Consider the following 21,207-nt stretch of genomic DNA (forward strand, 5'->3'; position numbering starts at 1 on the left):
GCACCCTGATTCCCGCGGACCGGATCCGCGCGGGCGAGCCCCGCTAGTCGACCGCAGCAGTCTCCGTCGTCGCCGGTACGGTCACCGCTTCGAGCCGCTTGATCAGGCGGCGTACGTGGAGCAGCGGCAGGATCCCGATGAGCCCGAAGGACATGTCGATGACCGACCACCAGAAGGGGATACCTCGCACGGGCCCGCAGACGAGGGCGAGGGGGATGATGCCGACGCAGGCGATCATGCCGAACTCGACGACCCAGATGTTGCGGACGGGGTCGCGGTAGGCGCCGTAGAAGGCGACGGCGATGACGAGGTGCGCGAAGGCCAGCCAGTCGGTGCCGTAGAGCAGATACGGGGCCTGCGCGTCGGCGGTCTCGAGTCCGCCCCGCACCCGGTCGACCCACTCGGCGAGCCCGGGAAGGGCCTGGGCCACGGGCGTCGCCCAGCCATCGAGCGAGGAGTCGAGCAGCCTGAGTTCGGTGACGAGCGGGAAGGCGGTGATGCCGCTGAGCACGAGACAGACGACGAAGACGATCAGCCAGACACGGATGCGTGCGCGGAGGGCTCTCGGCCCGTTCGAGTCGCTCATGGGGGCAGCGTACGCCCATCTTGAACGTGTTCAAGAACGGTGCGGCGGCCGCAGTAGGCTTGCCCGGTGACTGACGAGCAGGGATCGGTGCGGCCGGCTGGCGTGTGGGCCACGGCGGTGGGGGTGGCCAGGGTGCGGGCGCTGGAGACCGGGCGGGAGGACGCGCTGTTCCGCGATCCGCTGGCCCAAGCCTTCGCCGAAGCCGGGGGCCTGTGGCCGTCGTCGCCGCCGCTGCCCGATGACGAAGGGGCGCGACGGCGTCGGGCGGCCGTCTCGCTCTCCGTCGTCATCAGGACGAAGTTCCTCGACGACCTGTTGCGCGAGGCTTCCGAAAGCGGCGTGCGGCAGGTCGTGCTGCTCGGGGCCGGTATGGACAGCCGGGCGTTCCGGATGGACTGGCCCGAGGGCACCCGACTGTTCGAGGTCGACACCGCCGCGCCGCTGGACTTCAAGGCCTCGGTGCTGCGCCGCGAGCGGGCCGTCGCGCGCTGCGAGCGGATCACCGTGGCGGCGGATCTGCGGGAGGACTGGCCGCGCGCGCTGGCCGCCGCCGGCCACGACGCGGCCGCGCCGACCGTGTGGATCGCCGAGGGACTGCTGATCTATCTGCCCGAGGACGCGGTGGAGTTGCTGCTGGCCCGGATCGGCGCGCAGTCGGCGGCAGGCAGTCGGATGGGGCTGACGCTGGGTTCGCGCGGGGCGATCGAACGCTTCGGCGCGGACGCCGCGCCGGGGTCGGCGGCGTCCCTGTGGGTCTCGGAGATGCCCGAGGACCCCGTGGGCCGGCTGGCCGGCCCACGGCTGGCAGGCCGCATGTCACACGCTGCGTGAACGCGCCGCCGCCTACGGCCGCCCGGTCAGCACTCCGCCGCAACTCGTCGAGCGATCCGGCGGGTTGGTCTCGGCGGTCCGCGTGCCCGTCGGCTGATGCGCGGGGAACTGCGGTCCGGGCGCCCCTGATCGGGGTGCCCGGCCGTCGCTCTGTCTATAGTCGCCCGGGGAGCAGACACACCGGGGGGCTCGGAAGAGATGCGACGTGCGAGATCACTGGTCACGGTCTTCGTGCTGAGCGCGGTCGGCGTGCTGCTGCTCGGTGCCTGCGGGACCCTGCGGGCCGGTTCCGGGGGCACGGCGACCCCGACCGAGCCGGCGCGCCCGCAGACCTTCGCGCCGTTCCGGGTCACCGCCGCCCGGCTCGCCGACGACCGCCGCACCCTGACCGTCGACGCCGACGTGCCCGGCCCGGGAAAGACGTGCGCCCGCGACCTGAAGGCGGTCGTCACCGACACCTCGGACCGCACCGTATGGGTGCAGGTGACGTTCTCCGCTCTGACGGGCGGCGCCCCGCACGCCGACTGCCGCGGCACCGCGACGGCCACGGCGCAGGTGCGGCTGCCGTCCCCGCTGGGGCACCGCGAACTGGCCATGGACACCCACACCGTGTTCACCATGAACGACGCCCACCTGCCCGAACTGCGCCTGTGCGGCGAACGAGGCTGCCACCCCGCGCCCACCGGGTGCACCCCCGCCTCCTACGACCAGGCCGTGGCGGCCCTCGACGTGCCGGAGCACACTTCGCGCGGCGATGAGCACTGCGACGGGAAGTGGCTCGTGTTCGACGTCTCCTCGCGCATGGGGCCCGCCTGCCCCGAGGGCGCGGGCCCCGGCTGCGGGGCGAGCCTGGGCGACCGCTGGTTCTTCAAGGCCGAGAAGGCGGGCTGGAAGCCGGTCGCCCGTGGCACGAAGGGAGGCTGCGTCGACGTGCACCGCGTCGAGCCCGCCTTCCCGTCCGCCCTGTGCGCCGATCTCCCACCGCTCGAGCGGTCGAACTAGGGCCTGCGCAAAGGAAAGACCTCGGGCCCGGGGGGGGCGGACGGAAGCCGTGAGCTACTTGCGCACAGGGCGGCGGGCCGACCGCGGCCGGTACTCGACGACCGTGAGTGCGAGCGCCACGTAGCGCTCCACCAACTCGTCCGGCGACACCTCGCCGTCGACGCGGTACCACTGCGCGATCGCGTTGCACATGGCGATGACGGTGCGGCGGGCGTCGTCGGGGTAAGGCGTCAGGAACAGCCCGTCGGCGACTCCGCGCTCGATCACCTCGCGGAACTGCCGGGTGCCGCGCTCCTCGTTCTTCCGGTAGCGGGCCAGGTGCTCGGGCTCGAGGCTGCGCCCCTCGGTGAGGACGATGCTGCTCTTGACCGGGTGCTCGATCCGGAACCCCACGGTGGCCGTGACCAGCGCCTCCAGCTGCTCGGCCGGGTCGTCGCCCGCCTCCGTGAGCGCCGCCTCGCAGGCACCGAAGTAGGCGTCCAGTCCGTCGTCGAGGATCGCGACGAGCAGTTCCTGCTTGCCCTTGTAGTAGTAGTACAGCGCGGACAGGCTGACGCCGGCGCGCTTGGCGATGTCCCGGATCGACGTCGCCCCGTAGCCCTGCTCGGAGAACTCCTCGCGGGCGGCCTCGATGATGGCCTTGTGACCTGCGGGTCGAGTGGACACGACGCTCCGATCCGGATTCTTCGGGACTCCCTCACGCAACTGAACATTCGTACAGCGGTCAAGGCTCAGGTCATCGTACCGCCGGAGCGGACACCCCTTCCCGGATGCGTACTTTCGGTAGATCACCCGCGCGGGTGGGACAGATCCGAACTCCCGGCGCCGCGTCCCTGATGCGACGGGGCATGGTGGGCGGGACCCACGTCTGCTAATTTAACGAACGTTCAACACGGCTGGACGTGCACGAAGCCCCGAGCACCCACCCAGGGACGACCATGAGAGCATCCGACACCGCCGTCACGGCGTACGAGCAGATCTCCTGTGCCGTCGCCGACGGCATCGCCACGCTCACCCTCGACCGCCCCGAGGCCCGCAACGGCTACACCCCGCAGATGGCCGACGAGCTGGCGCACGCGCTGCGCGCCGCCGACGCCGACCACGCCGTGCGGGTCGTCGTCCTCACGGGCGCGGGCCGGGACTTCTGCGTCGGCGCCGACCTGTCCGCGGGCCGAGACAAGGGCGAGGGCTTCTCGCAGGACGTCGGCAAGGAGACGCTGCGGCAGCTCGAAGAAGGCTCCTACCAGGAGCCCGCCGGTCTCGTGACCCGCGAGCTGTACGCGCTGAACAAGCCGGTGATCGCCGCGGTGCGGGGCGCCGCCGTGGGCGTCGGCTCGACGATGCTGCTGCCGGCGGACTACCGACTGGCCGCGCACGGCACGAAGTTCGGCTTTCCCTTCACTCGGCGGGGCATCGTGCCCGAGGGTGCCTCGGCCTGGTTCCTGCCCCGTCTCGTGGGGCTGGGGCGGGCGATGGACTGGCTGGTCTCGGGCCGGATCGTGCCCGCCGACGAGGCGCTCGCCGCCGGGCTCGTGCACAGCCTGCACGCACCGGACGAGGTCCTCGACGCGGCGTACGCGCTGGCCCGCGAACTGGTCGCGCACACCGCTCCGGTGTCCGTCGCGATCACCCGCCAACTCGTCTACCGCATGGCATGGGCCGAGAGCCCCGAGGACGTCCACCGGCTCGACTCCCGTCTCGTGTTCGACACGGTGCGCGGCGCGGACGCGCGGGAGGGGGTGCGGTCGTTCTTCGAGCGCCGGCCGCCGCGGTTCCCGGGTCGGGTGCCGGAGGATCTGCCGCCGTACCTGCCGTGGTCGCAGGCTCGGCCCGGGGACACCGAGGTCTAGCGTCGGGCCGCCCGCGCGCAGCACGAGGGGGCACCTCAGCGAGCCCCCAGGCTCCCGGTGGTTCTACGGGTGTAGGTCAGGGCGCTGAAGCGGAAGAGCAGGGCGGGGTCGGGCCGCAGCGTGAACGCCCACTCGGCGGCGGCCTGTTGGACCGCCACGGGCGGGGCGGGCGGCCGTGCTTGGCGCCGTCGATGAGGTACCCGTCGCCCGGCCGCAAGGCGCGGGTGGTGAGTCCGGACGGGTTGGAGCCCGCCTCGGCCTCGGTCAGCGCGAACGAGGCGACCGCCCCCTCGGCGAGGCGCGGCAGCCAGTGCGCCTGCTGCTCCGCGGCGCCCGCGTCGACGAGGACCTTGCCGGCGATCGTGGATGCCGGCCAGGGCGCCGCCCCGCTTGCCCTTGCCGACGGGGGTGCGTACGGCGTCCACGATCACCGCGTCACGCATGCTGAACTCGTGCGTGGTGTTGGGTGGTTCAGCGGGGAGCCATGCGGATGGCGCCGTCGAGGCGGATCGTCTCGCCGTTCAGCATCGGGTTGACGACGATCGACTCGGCGAGCTGCGCGTACTCGGCGGGCAGCCCGAGCCGGGCCGGGTGCGGCACCTGGGCGCCGAGCGAGTCCTTGGCCTCCTGCGGCAGCCGCCCGAGCAGCGGGGTCTCGAACAGGCCGGGCGCGATGGTCATCACGCGGATGTTCGTGCGCGCCAGATCGCGGGCGATGGGCAGGGTCATGCCGACGATGCCGCCCTTGGAGGCGGAGTACGCGCACTGGCCGAACTGCCCGTCGAACGCGGCGACGGAGGCGGTGTTGACGATGACGCCGCGGTCGCCGTCGACCGGCTCGTTGCCGCCCATGGCCTGCGCGGCGAGCCGGATGACGTTGAACGTGCCGATCAGGTTGACCTCGACCACCTTGCGGAACATGACCAGGTCGTAGGGGCCTTCCTTGCCGACGGTGCGTCCGGCGCCGCCGATGCCCGCGCAGTTCACGGTGATCCGCAGCGGGGCGAGGGCGGTGGCCGCGCCGACGGCGGCGGTGACGTCGGCCTCGCTGGTGACGTCGCCGGGCACGAAGGTCGCGCCGATCTGCTTGGCGACGGCCACGCCGTCCGAGGTGGGCAGGTCGAGGACGACGACGTGGGCGCCGGCGGCGGCGAGGCGCTCGGCGGTGGCGCGGCCGAGACCGGAGGCGCCACCGGTGACCAGGGCGGAGGAGCGGGCGTCGATCTGCATGACAAGTCCCCTTCCAGCGAGATGAGTTGACGGATTCAGAGGCCGAGAGACTTGGCGATGATGGTCTTCATGACCTCGCTGGTGCCGCCGTAGATCCGGGAGACGCGGGTGTCGGCGTACAGGCGGGCGATCGGGTACTCGGTGACGTAGCCGTAACCGCCGTGCAGCTGGAGGCACTTGTCGATGACGCGGCCCGCGACCTCGGTGCAGAACAGCTTGGCCTTCGCGGCGTCGGCGACCGACAGCTCGCCCTCGTCGTGCAGTTCGAGGGCCCGGTCGGCCATGAGCTGGGCGGCCTCGACCTCGGTGGCGCACTCGGCGAGCACGAACTTGGTGTTCTGGAAGTGGGCGACCGGCTGCCCGAAGACGGTGCGCTCCCGCACGTAGTCGGTCGCGAAGCGCAGGGCGGCGGCGGCCGTGGCGGCGCCGCCGATGGCGATGGTCAGCCGCTCCTGGGCGAGGTTGTGGGACAGGTACGAGAACCCCTGGCCCTCCTCGCCGAGCAGGTTCCCCACCGGCACTTTCACGTCGGCGAAGGCCAGCTCGGCGGTGTCGGAGGCCTTCAGGCCGATCTTCTGGAGCTTGCGGCCCACGGAGAAGCCCTCGCTCGCCGACTCCACGACGAGGATCGACAGTCCGGCGCGGCGGTCGGCCGGGTCGAAGGGCGCGGTGCGGGCGACGACCAGGACGAGGTCGGCGAGGGCGCCGCCGGTGATGAACGTCTTGGCGCCGTTGAGCACGTAGTGGGTGCCGTCGGCGGACAGCTCGGCCCGGGTCTGGATGTTGGCCAGGTCGGAGCCTGCGCCGGGCTCGGTCATCGCGATGGCCGTCATCAGGTCCCCGGTGGCGAACCCGGGCAGCCAGCGCTCCTTCTGCTCCTGGGTGGCGTACGTCATCAGGTACGGCAGGATCAGGTTCGCGTGCACCGAGTAGTTGCCGAAGGAGACGCCGGCGCGGCTCGTCTCCTCGGCGGCGACGGCCGCGAAGCGGAAGCTGGTCTCGCCCGCCCCGCCGAACTCCTCCGGCACCTGGATGCCGAGCACGCCCAGCTCGCCGAGCCGGCGGTAGAAGTCGCGCGGCGGGTGCCCCTGCTGCTCCCAGTCGGCGTGGACCGGGACGACCTCCTTCGCGATGAAGTCCCGCAGCGTGCGACGGAACGCCTCGTGGTCCTCGTTGAACACCGTACGGCGCACGGCAACCTCTTCTCGTGCTGGGTGCGAGTGGGGCGGTCTGCGCACTCGGGCGAACGGGCGGCCCTCACGTGGCCTGCCCCGCAGACTCGGTGTCGAACGATCGTTAAGTTATGCCCGTACCGCAACCCCTGTCCAGAGCGCCCGTACACCGTGAGCAAGTTCGGGGTGAGGACACTGAACCTTGCGTCACGGACTTCGCCGCGCACGCGGGTCAGCGCACGTGCAGGAGCGCCTCCTGCGCCACGGACGCGACGAGCGCGCCGTCCCGGTCCCAGAACTCGCCGTGCGCGAGGGTGCGGCCGTCGCCCGCGACCCGGCTGCGGCACACATACAGCAGCCACCGGTCGGCGCGGACGGGCCGGTGGAACCACATGGCGTGGTCGAGGGAGGCGAGGGCGACTCCGGCCGGGCGGGGTTCGCCGAGCGGCACGAGGGCGGTCGGGGCGAGCGGCGCGTCGGAGATGTAGGCGAGGACGCAGGCGTGCAGGGCGGGGTCGTCGGGGAGCGCGCCGACGGTGCGCAGCCAGGCGTGGCGGACGATCTCGCCCGTCGCGGGGTTCCCGGGATGCGGTGGCCGCGGGACCTCCCGGTAGTCGAGGGAGGTGCGCAGCGGATGGTCCGTGGGGCGGAACGCCCAGGCGTCGCCGAGCCCCTCGGGGCCCGGCACGTCGGGCATGCCGGGCTGGCGGAGGGCGGACGCGGGCTGGGGCAGCTTGAAGGAGACGCTCATCGTGAGCGACTCCTTGCCGTCCTGGACGCCGGTGACCTGGCGCATGGAGTAGCTGCGGCCGTCGCGGACCGCCTGGGACTCGTAGCGGACGGGCCGCTCGGGCGAGAGGGCCCGCAGGAAGTAGGCGTGCAGGGAGTGCACGGCCCGGTCCTCGTCGACCGTCCGGTACGCGGCGGCCAGGGCCTGGCCGAGGGCGGCGCCGCCGTAGCTGCGGTTGCGGGCGCGGCCGGAGTGGCAGTACCCGAGGAAGGCGCCGTCGCCGGTGGCCTCGACGGCGATGTGCTCGCCCTTGCCGAGCGGGCCGGGCACGGTGCCGGGCCCCGGTGTGTGCCGCCCGTCCGCCGTCGGCGGTTCGCCGATCACGATGCCGCTCACCCTTCCCTCGCTCCACTCCGTCGAACGATCGTTAAGTTACGAGGCGTCGCGTGCCGTTGTCCACCCCGCACAGTGAGATCGGGCGGCCGAATCACCGCCCGGTGAGAGTCGGCTACAGCAGGGCCTGGCCCTCGCCCCGGTAGGTGGGCATGACGGCGGTGACGCGGTCGCCGTCCACGACATGGAGTTCGTTGACTCGCTCGCACAGCTCGCCGGCCTTGGTGTGGCGGAACCAGACGCGGTCGCCGACGGCGATCCGCGCGGCGCCGGGGCCGATCAGCGGGGTCTGGACCTCGCCCGCGCCTTCGAGCGGGGTGAGCCGGAGGCCGCGCGGCCAGACCGGGGTGGGGAGCCGGTCGCGGCCCGCGGCGCCGGAGGCGGGCCAGCCGCCGCCGAGGACGGTCACGCGGCCGGCGGACGGACGGCGCACGACGGACTGCACGAAGAACGTCGCGGGCCGGGGCCGGAATCCGCGGTAGGTGTCGAAGAGGGTCGGCGCGTAGAGGCCCGAGCCGGCGCCGAGTTCGGTGACGGCGCGCTCGGCGGCCGTGGACTCCAGGCTGCCCGTGCCGCCGCCGTTGATGAACTCCAGCGGCGCCACGCCCCGTACGGCCGCGACCACGGCGGCGCGGCGCAGGCTCAGTTCCCGCCGGGACGCCCGCTGCAGTGCCCGGATGCCCGCCCGGCGCAGGGGCGAGCCAGGGGCGTCGTCGCCGACGCCGGCGATCTGTGCCTCGTACGCCATGACGCCGACCAGCTGGAGTCCGGGGCGCTCCCGCACGGCGCGCGCGAAGGCGCGGGCCTGTGCGGGGGTGTGCAGCGGGGACCGGTGGGCGCCGAAGTGGAGCCTGCCGCCGAGGGACTTGAGCGAGGCGTCGAGGTCGAGGCAGACCCGCAGCGGATGGCCTCCGGCGGCCGCGGCCGCGGCCATCCGGTCCAGGTGCGCGGGGCAGTCGGCCATCAGCGTGACCCTGGCGGCGGCGCGGCCGTCGGCGGCCAGCCGGTGCAGGGCGTCGTCGTCGGCGGTCGGGTAGCCGACGAGGATGTCGTCGAACTCCTCGGCGAGCCACAGGGCTTCGGGCAGCGTGAAGGCGAGGATGCCCCGGAAGCCCGGCATCTCGAGGACCGAGCGCATGACGGACCGGCAGCGCACGGACTTGCTGGCGAGGCGGATCGGCTTGCCTCCGGCACGGCGCCGCATGGACTCCGCGTTGTGCTGGAGGGCGCGGAGGTCCAGGACGGCGAACGGGGGCCGGAGTTCACGGGTGGCCCGGTCGAGGGCGGCGAAGTCGGGCGCGTACATGGGCGGTCAACCCCTCGGGGGCGGGGAACGGGTGGGCGTACGGCGGCTGGTGCGCGGGCAGGCTGCGGTCGACGGGCGGGTTCAGCCCAGGTCCGCGCCGACCGGGCCGAGGACGCGGCGGACGTAGTCGTTGGTGAACACGCCCTCGGGGTCGAGCCGGGCGCGGACGGCCTGGAAGTCCCGCCAGCCCGGGTAGCGCGGGGCCAGCGTGGCGGCGGTCTGGAAGTGGCGCTTGCCCCAGTGCGGCCGTCCCTCGTACTCGTCCATGATCGCCTCGACGGCGCGGAAGAACGCCTCGTACTCGGCTCGCGCGATCTGGTGCACGGCGACGTAGGCGGTGTCGCGGCCGTGGGCGGTGGACAGGAAGGCGTCGTCGGGGGCGGTGAACCGGAGCTCGACGGGGAACAGCACGGGGAGCCGCCGGTCGGCGATCAGGGCCCTGACCCGCTCCAGCGCCTCGACGGCGTGGGCGCGCGGGATCGCGTACTCCATCTCCGTGAACCGCACCCGCCGCTCGTGCGCGAAGACCCGGTGGCTGTCGTCGAGTTGTTCGTAGCGGCCGATCAGGCCGCTCATGGTGCGGGCGATGCCGGGCACGGCACCGGGCAGGAGGCGGCCGAGGCCGCAGGCGGCGCCGAGGCCGGCGTTGCTGACGGCGTCGTCGTTCCACCAGGCGGCGATCCGGCCGGGCGGCGTCGCGGGTCGGTCGGTGCGGCGCGAGGCGTAGGTCAGGACCTTGTCGGTGTGCGGCAGGGCCATGACCTCGAAGTGGTCGTGCGCCGCGACCAGTGCGTCCAGGTCGCCCAGCACCTCGGCCGCGGGGCGGAGTTCGTCGATGCGGTGGATGCGGAACGCGGGCACGCAGCGCAGCGTGTACTGGGAGATCACGCCGAGCGCGCCGACGGAGACGCGGGCCGCGCGCCAGGTGTCGGGGTCGCGCTCCTCGTCGATCTCGACGACCTCGCCGGTGGCCGTGACGAGCCGGCAGCCGACGACGTTGGCGGACATGTTGCGGAAGCGCTCGCCGGTGCCGTGGGTGGCGGTGGCCAGCGCTCCGGCGAGGGACTGCTTGTCGATGTCGCCCTGGTTCTCCAGGGCGAGGCCGTGCCGGTGGAGCTCGGCGGCCAGCCGGTGCAGTTTGATTCCGGCCTCGACCTTCACCAGGCCGGTCCTCGGGTCGACGTCGAGGACGCGCTGCATGCCGCTCTGGTCGACGAGGACGCCGTCGGTGAGGCAGGTGTCGGTGAAGGAGTGTCCGCTGCCGACCGGGCGGACGGGCAGGCCCTCGCGGGCCGCGCGGGCGACGGCCTCGCTGAGCTGCTCCTCGTTCGCGGGGCGCTCGATGCGGGCGGGGGCGCAGGTCTGCTGGCGGGCCCAGTTGCTCCACTTCGCGGCCATGGCGGTCTCCTTCACGGGGTGGGGCGAGTTCACGGTAGGACGGGTCGGTGCGGGTGGAGGGGCGGGGCGGGGCGCGAGACGGTCTCGCGCCCCTTTCCGAGCCGTGTCAGCCCGTGGGGCCGTTCCAGTCGGCGGGGATCCGGGCGGCGCGCACCCGCTGGGGGTGGTCACCGACCGTCACGGAGGCGACCTTCCGGCCGGTGGCGAAGTCGATGGCGGTGACCTGGTCGGCGCCGCTCTCGGAGACGACGCAGTCGCGGCCGTCGCCGCTGACCGTGGCCCAGTAGGGCTTGGACACGGGGACGAGCGGGCCTTCGCTCAGGGAGTCGCGGTCGACGACGGTGGCGTAGTCGTCCATCGTTCCGGCGACGCACAGTTTGCTGCCGTCGGGGCTCATCGACATGCCGTGGTGGCGCGAGTCGTTGACGAACGTCGTGCGGTCGTCGCTGGTGGCCGGGTTCTTCGGCAGGGTCTTGACCCGGGTGATCCGGTCGGTGGCGACGTCGTACTCCAGGAAGCCGTTGAAGTAGGAGACCTGGAAGTAGAGCTTGGAGAAGTCGGGGCTGAACACGGCCGGGCGGACGGCGTCGGAGAGGTCCTTGCGGCCGAAGGCGTCCAGGCGGGCCCGCATGTCGATGGTCCGCACGACCTCGAAGGTGTTCGCGTCGACGACGGTGATGTGGCGGTCGCCCTTGGTCCAGTCCATGAGCGGGTCGTCGAGAGCGGTCTCGACGTTGCCGATGGACATGTTCCAGATGTACTTGCCGCCCTCGGTCCACACGTTCTCGTGGGGCTTGTCCCCGGCGGCGAACTTGCCCAGCTGCCGGCCCGTCTCGATGTCCAGGACGTACACGACCTTGCCGAGCGAGGCCGAGACGGCGACCTTGGTGCCGTCCGGGGAGACGGCCATGTGATCGGACCGGTACCCGGCGACCGCGAACCGCCAGTTGACCTTGCCCGTGGTCACGTCGATGGAGACGACGTCGCCGAAGCTGGGCCGCGAGGCGACCAGGGAGCGGCCATCGGGGGTGGAGTACAGGTCGTCGACGAGCTGGTCGTGGCCCTCGCCCGCGGTCGCCCGGATCCCCAGGTAGACGGCGAGGTTGACCGGGTTGAGGTAGATCGCGGCGAGTCGCTTCGACTTGTCGGGGACGACGTTGATCCGGCCGATCCTGGAGTAGTCGCCGCCGGGCTCGATGACGTCGGCGGTGCCGTCCCAGTTGTTGCCGACGAACATGACGTCCCGCAGGGCGGGTGCGGTGTCGGCGGCGGCGGTGCCGGCTGAGGCGGGCATGACGACACCGGCGGCCAGGACTGCGGCCAGGGTGACGCCCCGCAGCCGGCGGCGCCGCCCGTCGTGGCTTCTGGACCGGGCGGCGGTGCTCGCGACGTTCATGCGTGCTTCTCCTCGAGGTGAGTGCGTGCAGCGGGCAGAACACGAAGGAGCTGGGGGGAACGAGCTGTGGGTACCGGTGAACGACGCCGGACGGGGTCCGCGATGCACGTGCGGGTGAAGCACCTCACTCGGCGTGTTCGATGCCCGGGACCGTAGCACGCATCTCGTTCGTTCGAACGAACGAGAACAGGATTTTTTCTCCGGCCGGCTCGGTACGCTGTCGAGCGGGCGGCGGTCCGGCCGCGTCCGCCGCTGTACGAGCACCCAGGAGCACCCATTGAGCGCCGACGTCCGCACCCGCATCCTCACCGCGACGCTGGAGCTCATCGGCGAGCGCGGGATCGGCAGCCTGACCAACCGCATCGTGGCGAAGGCGGCGAACGTCTCGCTCGGGACGCTGACCTACCACTTCGTCTCGCAGGAGCAGCTGCTCGGCGAGGCCCTGCAGGCCTTCGTGGACGAGGAGCTCGACCGGCTCTCGGTGATCGCCGCGCAGCTGGAGGGCGCCACACTGAGCGTGGACGAGGCGCTGGCCCACGCGCGCGACGCCATCGAGACCCGTCCGTCGCGCCACGCCCAGACCGCCCAGCTGGAGCTCTACCTGCACGCCACGCGCAACGACGGCCTGCGCGAGGCGGCGGCCCGCTGCTACGCCGCGTACGACCGCGTGGCGGCCGCCGCCCTCAAGGCCATCGGCGTCCCCGAGGCCGACCGGGTGGCGCCGCTGCTCACCGGACTCGTCGACGGACTCGAACTGCGCCGCCTGGCCACCGACGACCCGGGGATCGACTTCGCGGCGGCCCTGACCACGTTCGTGCGGGGCCTGGGGGCCTCGCCCACCTCCTGAGCGGGGACGAGGAGCGCGCCGGCCGGCTCCGGCGATCACGGGCACGCGAAGCGGAACGTGCGTTTATCGTTTCGCGGCGTGGACATTCATCCGATGCGCAAGAAGCTCGTCCCTCTCGGCGCCGCCATGGCCCTGACCGGTGTGGTGATCGCGGCGGGCGCCCTGTGGCCCGAGCCGCGAGAGACCACGGCGGGCCGACAACAACAGGCGGTGGCAGCGGAGTTGGCGCACTGGCCGGCTCCCGTGGCGGAGAAGCTCGCGAAGGTCATCACCGCGCACGACCACGAGGGCGCCTACGCCGTCTTCGACGCGGACAACACCTCGTACCGCAACGACCTCGAGGAGTCCCTGCTGCCGTTCCTGGAGATGAAGGGCGTCCTCACCCGCGACACGATGGACCCGGCCCTGAAGATCATCCCTTTCAAGGACACGGCCACGCACAAGGAGACCCTGACCGAGTACTACGCGCGGCTGTGCGACATCGACGACCAGGTGTCCTATCCGTGGGCCGCGCAGATCTTCTCCGGCTTCACGCTGAGGCAACTCAAGGGCTATGTCGATGAGTTGCTGGCCTACGACGGGACGCTGCCCGGTGGCGCGAAGCCGCCGCAGGTCTCCATCGGTATGCAGGAGCTCTACCGTTCGCTGACGAAGCACGGCATCAGGGTGTACGTGGTGAGCGCCGCGAGCGAGGACCTCGTGCGCATGGTGCTCGCCGACCCGAAGTACGGCTATGCCGTGCGGCCCGAGAACGTGCTGGGTGTCTCCGCCCTCCTCAAGGACCGCACGACGGGTGACGTCACGAGCTCCCGCAAGGAGATCGCCGCCGGCCGCTTCGACCCCGCGAAGCTCGCCGACCGCGAACTGACGTCGACGCTGTGGGCTCCCGCCACCTGGTACGAGGGCAAGCCCGCCGCGATCTCCACGTACGTCGACCCCTGGCAGAAGCCGATCCTGGCCGCCGGTGACACCCCGAAGAGCGACGGTCCGATGCTCTTCCGGTCCACGGACGTCGAGCACGGCGGCGTACGGGTCTGGGTCAACCGCAAGGACGCGTACATGAAGGAGATCGACGGGATGAAGGCCGCGGGGGCGCAGCGGCAGAAGGAGTTGGGGCAGAAGGTGACGGCGGACAAGCGGTGGCTGACGGTGACACCCGATCAGATTCGCTGAGCACGGCGGGTGTCGGGTCGACACGTGGGGTCACGTGCGCGCACCGCGGGTCGGCCTGAGCTCCCTCAGGGGACGAGGACGATCCGGCCGCGGACTCCGCCCTCGGCCATGGCCCGGTACGCGGCGGCGGCTTCGTCGAGCGGGGTGACGGCGTGGACGCGCACCGGCAGTTCTCCCGTCGCGACCCGGGAGAGCAGTCCGGCGAGCAGCGCGCCGTCGGGGCGGGCGAACACGACCTCGACGGTGACGCCGCGCTCCTCGGGGAGCCGGGCGGCCGGCTGCACGCCGATGAAGCGGCCCCCGTCGCGGACCGCCCGCAGGGCCTCCTCCTGAAGCGCTCCGGCGTCGGCCACGGCGTCCCAGCCCCGACCGGCTTCGGTGGCGAAGCCGGCGCCGAGGCTCCGGACGAACGGTTCGTCGGCGGCACGGGCCATCCCGGTCACCCGCCAGCCGCGGCCCTGCGCGAGGACGGCGACGTACGCGCCCACGGCACCGGCCGCGCCGGTCACGAGCAGGCGCCCGCCCTTGTCCGGCGCGTCGCCCAGAAGCTCGACGAGCTGGGCGGCCGCGGTGGCGTTGAGCGGCACCGTCGCCGCCTCGACCAGGTCCGTGCGGTCGGGGACGACGGCGACGTTCGCGGCGGAGGCCAGGAGGTGCTCGGCGTGGGATCCGTGGTCGCGGTCGAACCCGTCGACGAACCCGGCGACCCGGGTGCCCGCCTCCAGTCCGACGCCGGGCCCCACGGCTTCCACCGTTCCGGCGAAGTCCCAGCCCAGACCGGTGTGTTCGGGCTGGTGGACCATGCCGAGCCGGTGGAAGACGCCTCCGGCCACCCCCAGGTCGACCGGGTTGACCGCCGCTGCGGCGATCTTGACGCGGATCTCCCCGGGACCCGGTTCGCCGATGGGGACCTCGACGGTCTCGATCGACGCGGGGCCGGACGGAACGCGTACCACGGCTCGCCGCGACATCGTCTGATTCATCGTCAACTGCTCCTTCGTGAAGGGCTCGTGGGGTGGTCTTGCCATCCCCTGGGCGCAGCACCACCATGAAGGAACCCGCTCTCCAGCGGGAAGTAGGCACCTTGAAGTGCCTAAGTCACCGAGCGGAGGAGACGAGCCATGCCGACCAGTACCGCGTCCCAGCGGAGGGCCTCGGCCAAGGCGGAGTACGACGCGTTCCTCGCGGCCTGCCCGAGCCGTCAGCTCCTGGAGCGCATCTCCGACAAGTGGGTCGCCCTCGTGCTCGCCGCGCTGGGCGGGGACGGTCCGCTGCCGGGCGCCGCCGACGGCGGCGCGCCCAGGCCGCTGCGCTTCTCCGAGCTGTCACGCCGGATCTCGGGCGTGAGCCAGAAGATGCTGACGCAGACGCTGCGTTCGCTCGAGCGCGACGGGATGGTGACCAGGACCGTGACGCCCACGGTGCCCGTCACGGTCACGTACGAGCTGACCGATCTGGGGCGGTCTCTCCAGGGAGTCATGCGGGGCATCAAGGCATGGGCGGAGGGGCACATGGACGAGGTTCTCCAGCACCGCGACGGCTACGACCAGGAGAAGAAGCGCGACGCCGCCGGCTGACGGGCACGGGCGTCCCCGGATCTCCCCGGACTCCCCCGCCCCTCAGCCGGTGTGGGCCACCAGGGCGTCGACGAGCCGGGGCCAGAGTTCCCGGGGGCGGTCGTGGCCCATGTCCGGGACCAGGAGGAGTTCGGCGCCGGGGACGAGCTCCGCGGTGCGCCGGCCGCCGCTGGGGTCGATGAGGGTGTCGTCCAGTCCGTGGATCACCAGGGTCGGCGTCCGCAGACCGCGCAGCCCGTCCGCGCGGGACCGCTGAGGATCATCGCGCCGAGCTGGCGTCCGATGCCCTCGGGGTAGTGGGCGCGGTCGTAGCTCGCGGCGGCCAGTTCGCGGAGGGCCGCCGGGTCGCCGTAGCGCCGGGAGGCCCACACCAGCTCACGTTCCGACGCGGCGACGTACGCCTCGCGGTCCGCGGGTTTCGGGGTGAACAGGACCGCCTGGGCCTCGGGGCCGGGCCGGCCGTACTCGCTCTCGCCGGTCGAGGACATCATCGACGTCAGGGTCAGCACCCGCTCGGGGGCGGTGAGGGCCATCGTCTGGGCGATCATTCCGCCCATCGAGGCGCCGACCACGTGGGCGCGTCCGATGCCGAGCGCGGTGAGCAGGCCGAGGCCGTCCTCGGCCATGTCGGACAGCCGGTAGGGGATCATCGCGAGCGCGGCGGGCAGGTCTCCCGAACTCACGGCGGCGATGAACGCGCCCAAGTCGACGGGGTGGTCCGCGAACTTGGTGGACAGACCGCAGTCGCGGTTGTCGTACCGGATCACGTAGCGGCCGCGGCCGGCCAGCTCCCGGCAGAAGTCCTCGTGCCAGGCGAGCAGCTGCGCCCCGAAGCCCATCACGAGCAGGACCGGTGGGTCGCCGGGGTCACCGAAGGTCTCGTAGGCGAGGGACACCTCAGGGGACACGTCGACGATCGGCATGGGCGCACCCTTTCACGGCGGCCCCTGCGGCGCACCTCGATTTCCCCCGCGAGACAGCGTCTGACCTGCTTCTATGCGCCGGCCCTCCGCGAAGCGCGGGCGCCCGTCAGCCCGCGGTGCGGCGCCACCGCGCGTCGGCCTGCACCCATTCCGCGTCCCAGCCGGCCAGCCGCCGCCGCTCCACGAGCAGGCGCACGCCCTTCGTGCCCGCCCCGACGACGACGGCCGTGCCGCCCGCGGCGAGCAGCCCGGCCATGGCTCCGCCGAACAGCGATTCGGCCGGGTTCACCGGCGGTGCCAGCCGGTCGCCCTCCCGGTCCGTCCACACGGTGACGTGCGCGCCCACTGCGGTCCCGGCGGCGACCTTCGCGGTGCCGGTGTGCTCGATGCCGTCGGGGGCGGTCCAGCGCACGGTGGCGCGGGTGCCGCCGCCGCCCGGCTGCATGATCTGCGGACGCGGGGCCTCCTTCACCACGACGGCGGAGAGCTCCAGACGCTCCGCCCGCTGCCTGCTGAGCGACGCCTCCGTCGCCGTACCCGCCAGCACCCCGGCCAGGGCGCCGCCGAGCACGGCGAGGATCCAGGCCACGAGGACGACCCAGCCCTCGAACACATCACAGTCACGCGTGAGGGGGCCACGCCCCCACCACCTCAGCCGCCGGCGTACGTCACCCATGGGCCGACACCTCTTCACCCGGATCGAGGCCCTGTCCTCATTGTCGCGTGGGTCGCGCCGCGGCTCCAGGTGTCACCCGGGAACGGCCGGCTTCCGCACCCTCGTCAGGAGAACCCGGCCAGCGCCGGTGCGCACCTCGTGCGGCGCGACTGGGTAGCGTGGCAGCCGTGAATCGTCGGCGCGGGTGCATCAGGCGGGGAGTCCCCCGTGTGCTCGCGCTGTGTGCCGTACTGGCCGGACTGTTCCTGATGCACGGTTTCCCGGCGAACGCGGCCGGGGGCTGTCACGGCGAGGCGACGCCGCTGACCGCGTCGGCGCCGGCGCCGATGTCGATGTCGGGGACCGGGGCGGGGCCGGAGACGGCAGTGGCGCACGCGGCCGGGCATGCCCCCGTGGTTGCGGGCACCGCGCGCGACGAGCGGTCCGCGCAGGCCGGCCCCGCCGTGTCCCGGACGGGCGGGGAGACCTGCGTGTCCACGCCCGCCCGCGACCGCCTGCCGCTGCCGTCGGCGGACGCGGTCCTGGTGTTCGGCCTGGCTGCCCTGTTCATGACCTGGCTGATCGGGTGCCGGCCCGGTGCGGCCGGCCGGGCCTATCGCGGGCCGCCGTGGAGCGGCCGAGGGCTCCTGATCCAGGTGTGTGTCGCGCGGACGTGACGGGCGCCCGCCGCTCCCCCTCCCAGTCCTGCCCCAGGGCTTCCGGACGGGGACGGCGACCGCGTCAGGCCCGTTCCCGCGCGCCCGCACCCGGGTGCGCCCACCCGAAAGACACCCACCATGTCCGTGAAGAACCCCTTCACCCCCACCACCCCCCTCACCCGAACCACTCCCGTCACTCCCGTACGCCGCCGGGCCCTCGCGACCGCCGCGGCCACCGCCGTGCTCGCCCTCGCCCTCGCGGCCTGCGGCTCGTCGGAGGACTCCGGGTCCGGCCACACGTCGATGCCCGGGATGGACCACAGCGCCTCGGCCGCGCCGGGCGGCGGCGCCTTCAACGACGCGGACGTGACGTTCGCGCAGCAGATGATCCCGCACCACCGGCAGGCCCTGGAGATGGCGAGGCTCGCCGACGGCCGCGCCGCCGACCCCGAGGTGAAGAGCCTCGCCGCCGCCGTCGAGAAGGCCCAGGACCCCGAGATCAGCACGATGAACGGCTGGCTCAGCGCCTGGGGCGAGCCCCGTCCGACGGCCGGCTCCTCGCAGCACGAGGGCGGCGACATGCCCGGCATGGACCACTCGAGTGGCTCGGGCATGGCCGGGATGATGTCCGACCAGGACATGGACGACCTCGAGGCCGCCCGTGGCAAGGACTTCGACAAGAAGTTCGCCCGGCTGATGACCGCCCACCACGAAGGGGCGATCGCCATGGCCGAGGACGAGCGGAAGCACGGCGAGAACGCCGACGCGAAGAAGCTCGCCGCTGACGTGATCAAGGGGCAGAGCGCCGAGATCACCCGGATGAAGAAGATCCTCGACCGGCTCTGATCCGCCGGCCGACGCACGACGGCGGCCGGTTCCGGCACCCCGGAGAGCCACCCCGGCCCGGAACCGGCCGCCTCACCCGCCCGCCCCGCCCGCCGACCGGCCCGTTGCCGTCCGCCCCCGAGGAGACGCGCCCATGGACGCCGCACTGCACGCCGTACTGCACGCCCTGGAGATCGCCGGCGCGATGACCTGGGAGGTCACCTGGGCCCTGATCCTCGGCTTCGCGCTCTCCGCCGTCGTGCAGTCCGTCGTGCGCCGCTCGACCGTCGTGACGCTGCTCGGCGACGACCGCCCTCGGACCCTCGCGCTGGCCACCGGGCTCGGTGCCGCGTCGTCCTCCTGCTCGTACGCCGCGGTCGCGCTGGCCCGCTCGCTGTTCCGCAAGGGCGCCGACTTCACCGCGGCGATGGCCTTCGAGATCGCCTCCACCAACCTGGTCGTGGAACTCGGGGTGATCCTGGCCCTGCTGATGGGCTGGCAGTTCACCGCCGCCGAGTTCGTGGGCGGCCCGATCATGATCGTGCTGCTCGCGGTCCTGTTCCGGCTGCTGCTGCGCGACCGGCTGCTGCGCGAGGCCCGTACGCAGGCGGAGCGCGGCCTGGCGGGATCCATGGAGGGGCACGCGGCGATGGACATGTCCGTCCGCAAGGAGGGCGGGTTCGCGGCCCGCCTGTTCTCGCCGGAGGGCTTCACCGCCACCTCGCACGTGTTCGTCATGGAGTGGGCGGCCGTCCTGCGCGATCTGGTGGCCGGGCTGCTGATCGCGGGGGCCGTCGCCGCGTGGGTGCCCGACTCGTTCTGGCGCGCCTTCTTCTTCGAGGGCCACCCGCTGGCGGCGAAGCTCTGGGGCCCGCTGATCGGCCCGCTCGTCGCCGTCGCGTCCTTCGTCTGCTCGATCGGCAACGTGCCGCTCGCCGTCGTGCTGTGGCAGGGCGGCATCAGCTTCGGCGGTGTGATCGCGTTCCTCTACGCCGACCTGCTGATCCTGCCGATCCTCTCCATCTACCGGAAGTACTACGGCGCGCGGACCGCCGCCTTCCTGTTCGGCACCTTCTACGCGTCGATGGCCGCCGCCGGCTACGTCGTCGAGTTCCTCTTCGGCGGCCTCGGCCTCGTGCCCGACCAGCGGGACGCCACCGTGCCCATGGAGGGCGTGAGCTGGAACTACACGACGTATCTCAACATCGCCTTCCTCGCCCTCGCGGCCGTGCTCGTCGCGCGCTTCTTCGGCACCGGCGGCCTGGGGATGCTGCGCATGATGGGCGGCGCGCCGGACGACGCGTCTACGCCCCCGGACGGGCGTCGATCGGACCCGTGACGCGGTGGTGGGGGTGGCCGGGCGCGAGGCCGCGGCGCTCGTGATCGACGGCCGGGTGCCGGTCCCGCGCCGCCGGTTGCGCCGACGCCGGCCACAGCCGTACCGCCGTCAGGCCCGCGCCCGCCGCGAGGGCGCCGAGCGCGGCGACGGCCCAGCCGAGTCCGGCCGTGGCGCCGAGCCAGCCCGCGAGCGGATAGGTGAGCAGCCAGCACCCGTGGGACAGCGAGAACTGGGCCGCGAACGCCGCCGTCCGGTCCGCCGGGGGTGCCGAGCGCCGGATCAGGCGGCCGGTCGGCGTGAGCACCATCGAACACGCCGCGCCGAACACCGCCCACGCCGCCAGCAGGGCCGGCCACCGCCAGCTCCCGTCCCGCCCGGCCGCGACGGCGCCGGTCCCCGCGAAGGCGACCGTCAGCAGCAGGGCGCCGCCGAGCATGACCCGACGGTCCGGCACCCGGTCCAGGACGCGCGGCAGGAGCAGCGCGACGGCCATCGACCCGGCTCCGTAGCAGCCCAGGGCGAGGGAGAGGGAACCGGCGGACAGGCCGAAGACGCCTTTGACGTACACGACGGAGTTCACGGTGACCAGGGCGCTCGCGCAGGCCACGGCCAGGTTGAGTGCGAGCAGGGCGCGCAGTGGCGGGAGGCGGAGGAAGAGGCGGGCGCCCGCGGTGGCCTTCGTGCGGGCGGAGCCGGCGGCCGGCGCTGCGGCCGGCTTGGGCAGGGTGACGGAGACGACCAGGGCGGCCGAGGCCAGAAAGCCGAGGACGGTGCCGGTGAACAGCCGGTCGTACGTCACCAGGGTCAGCAGCAGCCCGGCGAGCGCGGGACTGAAGAGGCTCTCCAGGTCGTAGGCGAGCCGGGACAGCGACAGGGCCCGGGTGTAGTCGCGCTCCTCGGGCAGCACGTCCGGGATCGCCGCCTGGAAGACCGGGGTGAACGCGGCCGAGGCCGACTGCAGCAGGAAGATCAGGACGTAGACCTGCCAGACCTGGTCGACGAGGGGCAGGCACAGGGCGACCGCCGCCCGGGTCAGGTCGGCGCCCACCAGCAGGGTCCGGCGCGGCAGCCGGGCGGCGAACGCGCCGAGGGCCGGGGCGACGAGCACGTACGCCACCATCTTGATCGCCAGCGCGGTGCCGAGGACCCGGCCCGCGTCGTTGCCCGCGATGTCGTACGCGAGCAGGCTCAGCGCCACCGTCGCGAGGCCGGTGCCGGTGAGGGCGACGGCCTGGGCGGCGAACAGACGGCGGTAGGTGCGATCACGCAGGACGGACAGCATGCGGCGGCTCCCCGGGCGTCGGCGACCCCCTGA

20 protein-coding genes and 2 pseudogenes are annotated in these 21,207 nt (G+C 73.0%); 9 read left to right on the plus strand and 13 right to left on the minus strand.

Features of this window, described 5'->3' with window-relative positions:
* Positions 1–43: 43 nt before the first annotated feature.
* Positions 44–586, minus strand: a complete 543-nt coding sequence (locus IAG42_RS04520) for a hypothetical protein (RefSeq protein ID WP_188335717.1) — start codon at positions 584–586, stop codon at positions 44–46.
* Between the two features lie 102 nt (positions 587–688).
* Here IAG42_RS04520 and IAG42_RS04525 point away from each other — a divergent pair.
* Positions 689–1,514 (plus strand): annotated as a pseudogene (locus tag IAG42_RS04525) (SAM-dependent methyltransferase).
* Between the two features lie 101 nt (positions 1,515–1,615).
* Positions 1,616–2,419 (plus strand): hypothetical protein, encoded by an 804-nt coding sequence (locus IAG42_RS04530; RefSeq protein WP_188335718.1) that lies wholly within the window; start codon positions 1,616–1,618, stop codon positions 2,417–2,419.
* Between the two features lie 54 nt (positions 2,420–2,473).
* On the opposite strand, the gene IAG42_RS04535 is transcribed toward IAG42_RS04530, so the two are convergent.
* Entirely contained in the window at positions 2,474–3,085 is a 612-nt protein-coding gene (locus tag IAG42_RS04535) for a TetR/AcrR family transcriptional regulator (RefSeq protein WP_188335719.1), read from the minus strand.
* 272 nt (positions 3,086–3,357) lie between these two features.
* On the opposite strand from IAG42_RS04535, the gene IAG42_RS04540 reads away from it, so the two are divergent.
* Entirely contained in the window at positions 3,358–4,269 is a 912-nt protein-coding gene (locus IAG42_RS04540; protein ID WP_188335720.1) for an enoyl-CoA hydratase-related protein, read from the plus strand.
* A gap of 35 nt (positions 4,270–4,304) precedes the next feature.
* On the opposite strand, the gene IAG42_RS38325 is transcribed toward IAG42_RS04540, so the two are convergent.
* The 7 genes from IAG42_RS38325 to IAG42_RS04570 form a co-directional block, all read right to left on the minus strand.
* Complete coding sequence (locus IAG42_RS38325) at positions 4,305–4,427, minus strand: hypothetical protein (protein WP_262928337.1); 123 nt, start codon at positions 4,425–4,427, stop codon at positions 4,305–4,307.
* 313 nt (positions 4,428–4,740) lie between these two features.
* Positions 4,741–5,499 (minus strand): 3-hydroxyacyl-CoA dehydrogenase, encoded by a 759-nt coding sequence (locus tag IAG42_RS04545; RefSeq protein WP_188335721.1) that lies wholly within the window; start codon positions 5,497–5,499, stop codon positions 4,741–4,743.
* A 35-nt stretch (positions 5,500–5,534) separates the two neighbouring features.
* Entirely contained in the window at positions 5,535–6,692 is a 1,158-nt protein-coding gene (locus IAG42_RS04550) for an acyl-CoA dehydrogenase family protein (RefSeq protein WP_188335722.1), read from the minus strand.
* Between the two features lie 211 nt (positions 6,693–6,903).
* Positions 6,904–7,797, minus strand: coding sequence for an acyl-CoA thioesterase (locus IAG42_RS04555; protein WP_188335723.1), 894 nt, complete (start codon positions 7,795–7,797; stop codon positions 6,904–6,906).
* 112 nt (positions 7,798–7,909) lie between these two features.
* Positions 7,910–9,100, minus strand: coding sequence for an amino acid deaminase/aldolase (locus IAG42_RS04560; RefSeq protein WP_188335724.1), 1,191 nt, complete (start codon positions 9,098–9,100; stop codon positions 7,910–7,912).
* Positions 9,101–9,181: 81 nt separating this feature from the next.
* Positions 9,182–10,498, minus strand: a complete 1,317-nt coding sequence (locus IAG42_RS04565) for a D-arabinono-1,4-lactone oxidase (RefSeq protein WP_188335725.1) — start codon at positions 10,496–10,498, stop codon at positions 9,182–9,184.
* Between the two features lie 106 nt (positions 10,499–10,604).
* Positions 10,605–11,792: a YncE family protein gene (locus tag IAG42_RS04570; protein WP_223206356.1), complete on the minus strand. Its 1,188-nt coding sequence runs from the start codon at positions 11,790–11,792 to the stop codon at positions 10,605–10,607.
* A 379-nt stretch (positions 11,793–12,171) separates the two neighbouring features.
* Between IAG42_RS04570 and IAG42_RS04575 the strand changes: the two genes are divergently transcribed.
* Entirely contained in the window at positions 12,172–12,741 is a 570-nt protein-coding gene (locus tag IAG42_RS04575) for a TetR/AcrR family transcriptional regulator (protein WP_188335727.1), read from the plus strand.
* A 78-nt stretch (positions 12,742–12,819) separates the two neighbouring features.
* Entirely contained in the window at positions 12,820–13,914 is a 1,095-nt protein-coding gene (locus IAG42_RS04580) for a haloacid dehalogenase-like hydrolase (protein ID WP_223205854.1), read from the plus strand.
* 65 nt (positions 13,915–13,979) lie between these two features.
* Here the strand turns inward: IAG42_RS04580 and IAG42_RS04585 are convergent, their stop codons facing one another.
* Positions 13,980–14,897, minus strand: coding sequence for a zinc-binding dehydrogenase (locus tag IAG42_RS04585; protein ID WP_188335728.1), 918 nt, complete (start codon positions 14,895–14,897; stop codon positions 13,980–13,982).
* A gap of 138 nt (positions 14,898–15,035) precedes the next feature.
* Here IAG42_RS04585 and IAG42_RS04590 point away from each other — a divergent pair, with 138 nt between their 5' ends.
* Positions 15,036–15,491: a winged helix-turn-helix transcriptional regulator gene (locus tag IAG42_RS04590; protein WP_188335729.1), complete on the plus strand. Its 456-nt coding sequence runs from the start codon at positions 15,036–15,038 to the stop codon at positions 15,489–15,491.
* Positions 15,492–15,533: 42 nt separating this feature from the next.
* On the opposite strand, the pseudogene IAG42_RS04595 reads toward IAG42_RS04590, so the two are convergent.
* Positions 15,534–16,414, minus strand: a pseudogene (locus IAG42_RS04595) (alpha/beta fold hydrolase).
* Positions 16,415–16,520: 106 nt separating this feature from the next.
* Entirely contained in the window at positions 16,521–17,090 is a 570-nt protein-coding gene (locus IAG42_RS04600) for an Rv1733c family protein (protein ID WP_188335730.1), read from the minus strand.
* Positions 17,091–17,299: 209 nt separating this feature from the next.
* Between IAG42_RS04600 and IAG42_RS04605 the strand changes: the two genes are divergently transcribed.
* From IAG42_RS04605 to IAG42_RS04615, 3 genes are all read left to right on the plus strand, one after another.
* Positions 17,300–17,746 carry a hypothetical protein gene (locus IAG42_RS04605; RefSeq protein WP_223205855.1) on the plus strand — a complete coding sequence of 149 codons (447 nt, stop codon included), beginning with the start codon at positions 17,300–17,302 and terminating at the stop codon, positions 17,744–17,746.
* Between the two features lie 120 nt (positions 17,747–17,866).
* Positions 17,867–18,574, plus strand: a complete 708-nt coding sequence (locus IAG42_RS04610) for a DUF305 domain-containing protein (protein ID WP_188335732.1) — start codon at positions 17,867–17,869, stop codon at positions 18,572–18,574.
* Between the two features lie 145 nt (positions 18,575–18,719).
* Positions 18,720–19,892 carry a permease gene (locus IAG42_RS04615; protein ID WP_188341183.1) on the plus strand — a complete coding sequence of 391 codons (1,173 nt, stop codon included), beginning with the start codon at positions 18,720–18,722 and terminating at the stop codon, positions 19,890–19,892.
* On the opposite strand, the gene IAG42_RS04620 is transcribed toward IAG42_RS04615, so the two are convergent.
* Positions 19,858–21,174: an MFS transporter gene (locus IAG42_RS04620; protein WP_188335733.1), complete on the minus strand. Its 1,317-nt coding sequence runs from the start codon at positions 21,172–21,174 to the stop codon at positions 19,858–19,860. The two genes, IAG42_RS04615 and IAG42_RS04620, sit on opposite strands and share 35 nt — an antisense overlap.
* Positions 21,175–21,207: the final 33 nt, after the last annotated feature.

It is taken from the genome of Streptomyces xanthii (genome assembly GCF_014621695.1).
Classification (GTDB): Bacteria; Actinomycetota; Actinomycetes; order Streptomycetales; family Streptomycetaceae; genus Streptomyces; species Streptomyces xanthii.

Coding starts and splice junctions, on each gene's coding strand:
- IAG42_RS04520 (WP_188335717.1), bottom strand. CDS start 586: ATGAGCGACTCGAACGGGCCGAGAGCCCTCCGCGCACGCATCCGTGTC.
- IAG42_RS04530 (WP_188335718.1), top strand. CDS start 1,616: ATGCGACGTGCGAGATCACTGGTCACGGTCTTCGTGCTGAGCGCGGTC.
- IAG42_RS04540 (WP_188335720.1), top strand. CDS start 3,358: ATGAGAGCATCCGACACCGCCGTCACGGCGTACGAGCAGATCTCCTGT.
- IAG42_RS04545 (WP_188335721.1), bottom strand. CDS start 5,499: ATGCAGATCGACGCCCGCTCCTCCGCCCTGGTCACCGGTGGCGCCTCC.
- IAG42_RS04560 (WP_188335724.1), bottom strand. CDS start 9,100: ATGTACGCGCCCGACTTCGCCGCCCTCGACCGGGCCACCCGTGAACTC.
- IAG42_RS04565 (WP_188335725.1), bottom strand. CDS start 10,498: ATGGCCGCGAAGTGGAGCAACTGGGCCCGCCAGCAGACCTGCGCCCCC.
- IAG42_RS04570 (WP_223206356.1), bottom strand. CDS start 11,792: ATGCCCGCCTCAGCCGGCACCGCCGCCGCCGACACCGCACCCGCCCTG.
- IAG42_RS04585 (WP_188335728.1), bottom strand. CDS start 14,897: ATGAATCAGACGATGTCGCGGCGAGCCGTGGTACGCGTTCCGTCCGGC.
- IAG42_RS04590 (WP_188335729.1), top strand. CDS start 15,036: ATGCCGACCAGTACCGCGTCCCAGCGGAGGGCCTCGGCCAAGGCGGAG.
- IAG42_RS04600 (WP_188335730.1), bottom strand. CDS start 17,090: ATGGGTGACGTACGCCGGCGGCTGAGGTGGTGGGGGCGTGGCCCCCTC.
- IAG42_RS04610 (WP_188335732.1), top strand. CDS start 17,867: ATGTCCGTGAAGAACCCCTTCACCCCCACCACCCCCCTCACCCGAACC.
- IAG42_RS04620 (WP_188335733.1), bottom strand. CDS start 21,174: ATGCTGTCCGTCCTGCGTGATCGCACCTACCGCCGTCTGTTCGCCGCC.